Source organism: Ohtaekwangia sp., from assembly GCF_036568665.1.
Taxonomy (GTDB): Bacteria; Bacteroidota; Bacteroidia; order Cytophagales; family Cyclobacteriaceae; genus Ohtaekwangia.
Genome location: NZ_DATCSD010000270.1, coordinates 1 through 2668 on the forward strand (window position 1 = coordinate 1; position 2668 = coordinate 2668).

3 protein-coding genes are annotated in these 2668 nt (G+C 43.1%); 2 read left to right on the top strand and 1 reads right to left on the bottom strand.

All coding sequences use genetic code 11. The features are described from left to right. Positions 1-302 (bottom strand): hypothetical protein (locus tag VIN08_RS14880; protein WP_331966677.1); only part of this gene is annotated, 302 nt, incomplete at its 3' end. 226 nt (positions 303-528) lie between these two features. Between VIN08_RS14880 and VIN08_RS14885 the strand changes: the two genes are divergently transcribed. Continuing rightward, positions 529-2190 (top strand): ribulokinase, encoded by a 1662-nt coding sequence (locus VIN08_RS14885; protein WP_331966680.1) that lies wholly within the window; start codon positions 529-531, stop codon positions 2188-2190. 62 nt (positions 2191-2252) lie between these two features. Further along, positions 2253-2668, top strand: a 416-nt coding sequence (locus VIN08_RS14890; RefSeq protein ID WP_331966683.1) for a class II aldolase/adducin family protein, incomplete at its 3' end; no start/stop codon positions are given.

Genomic DNA, 2668 nt, shown 5'->3' on the forward strand with positions numbered 1-2668 from the left:
GTAAGTAACACATTCATCTTGTCGAACGAACTTAATTTTAAGTGCGCTGATAGCGGACATAATCCCTGACTCTTTAAATGTTGAATAACCTTGGCGGTGTGAACAGAAGCTTTTTTAACATTAGCTTCCAATTGTTGAATCAGGGCCTTTTGATTTTGTTGTAGTCCTTCTCTTTTTCCTTTAAGATAAGCATCAATAACTATATCAGCCGAGTATAGCTGTCCATGTTCAGCGGTTATTTTCCAGGAATCAATATCGAGATTTTCATCAATCACAGCCTCCATAGCGAATAAAGAATTCATGCCAACCAATAGTACACAACAGTATAAAGATAATACTAACTACGAGTACACAAGGTAGTTACTAAATGTAAAAGTTGTGAACAGGAATAGTTTTTCTTTTTCAAAAATACCGGTAGGTACTCTTGATTGATTAACTTCCTATCTATTATTTTTAAATGTTTATTATACACTTATAAAATTTATTGTATCTTAGCGACCGTTTCAAACGATTGATCACTGAACAACTATGGCGAAAGGCTATGTTATAGGAGTGGACTATGGAACAGATTCCGTTCGCTCTATTATAGTAGAGGCTGCTTCCGGAGAAGAGGTAGCATCTTCTGTGTTTTATTATCCGCGATGGCGTGACGGACTGTATTGCAATCCGGTAAAAAATCAGTTCAGGCAACATCCCAAAGACTATATAGAAGGTCTTGAAGCCACTATAAAGCAATGCCTTCAAGAGGCTGGTGCTTCGGTGCGCAGTCAGATAAAAGGTATAGCAGTTGACACAACGGGGTCAACACCGGTCGCGGTGGATAAGCGTGGAACTCCATTGGCATTAACACCGGAGTTTGAAAATAATCCCAACGCTATGTTTGTGTTGTGGAAAGATCACACCTCTACCAAAGAAGCTGCCGAGATCAATGCGCATGCTGAAAAGTTTGATGTAAACTATCTGCAATTTGTAGGAGGTATATATTCATCCGAATGGTTCTGGGCAAAATTACTTCACGTACTTCGTGAAGATGAAGCCGTGCGCAGAGCTTGTTACTCGTGGGTGGAGCATTGCGACTGGATTCCATATTTACTCACCGGTGGCAACGATGTGCATACACTCAAGCGTGGAGTGTGTTCTGCAGGACATAAAGCATTATGGTCTGCCGACTTTAACGGATTACCGCCTGATGAATTTTTCAGTTCGCTCGATCCGCTGCTTAAAGGATATACTGCACGATTATTCAAAGAGACCTATACTTCCGATAAACCTGCCGGTAAGCTCAGCAAAGAATGGGCTGAACGTTTAGGACTTTCTACCGAAGTAATTATAGGTGTAGGTGCGTTTGATTGTCACATGGGTGCTGTGGGAGGACAGATCGAGCCTTATCATCTCAGCAAAGTGATGGGTACATCTACCTGCGATATGATGGTGGTGCCTGTAAAAGATATGGAACGTAAACTGGTACGCGGTATATGCGGACAAGTAAATGGTTCGATCATTCCGGGTATGATTGGTCTTGAAGCAGGACAATCTGCTTTTGGTGATACCTATGCGTGGTTTAAAAATTTACTCGCCTGGCCCATCGAACAATTGCTGAAATCATCGGCACTCATTACGCCTGATATAGCAGACAAACTAAAAGGAGAATTACTCGATAAAATTATACCGGAACTCACGCGTCAGGCAGCAGCCCTGCCGTTGGATGAGCACAACGAACTTGCCATCGACTGGCTGAATGGCAGAAGAACACCGGACGCCAATCAACTATTGAAAGGCGCAGTAACCGGTTTGAGTTTAGGTACCGATGCACCACGATTATTTAAAGCATGGGTAGAAGCTACATGCTTTGGAGCCAAAGCAATTGTAGATCGCTTCAATACAGAAGGAGTACCCGTAAAAGGATTGATAGGCCTCGGAGGTGTAGCCAGAAAGTCACCTTATATAATGCAGGTGATGGCCGATGTGATGAACATGCCTATCCGCATTCATAAATCTGAACAAACCTGTGCAGCAGGTGCCGCTATGTTTGCCGCTACTGCTACCGGTATATATCCCTCTGTGGAAGATGCAATGAACGCTATGGGGCAGGGCTTTGATGCGGAATATATACCGAATGCTGCTGCGAGTGCTGTCTATGCCAAACGCTATAAGCAGTATATGGAAACCGGGGAGAAACTGGGTGTTTGAAGTTCAATGTTCATTTGTTAAAGTTTAGTGTTCAAGGTTAAAAGTTTATAGTCCTATACCGGATGCCTAATTACGATTCTATAAAACAAGCGGCTTATGAAGCCAACATGCAATTGCCGAAACTTGGGTTGGTGCTTTTTACTTTTGGTAATGTGAGTGCGGTTGATCGTGCTGCCGGTGTATTTGCCATCAAACCAAGCGGTGTTCCATACGAAGAACTTTCACCCGAAAAAATGGTGATCGTTGACTTCGATGGTAAAACGGTAGAAGGAAAACTTCGTCCATCGTCTGATACCAAAACGCATGCGGTATTATACAAGCACTGGGAAAAAATTGGCGGCATAGTTCATACACATTCCACGTATGCAACGGCATGGGCACAGGCACAGCGCGATATACCTATATTTGGCACCACGCATGCCGATCATAACACCGTAGATATACCTTGTGCTCCTCCTATGAGCGATGAGATGATCAA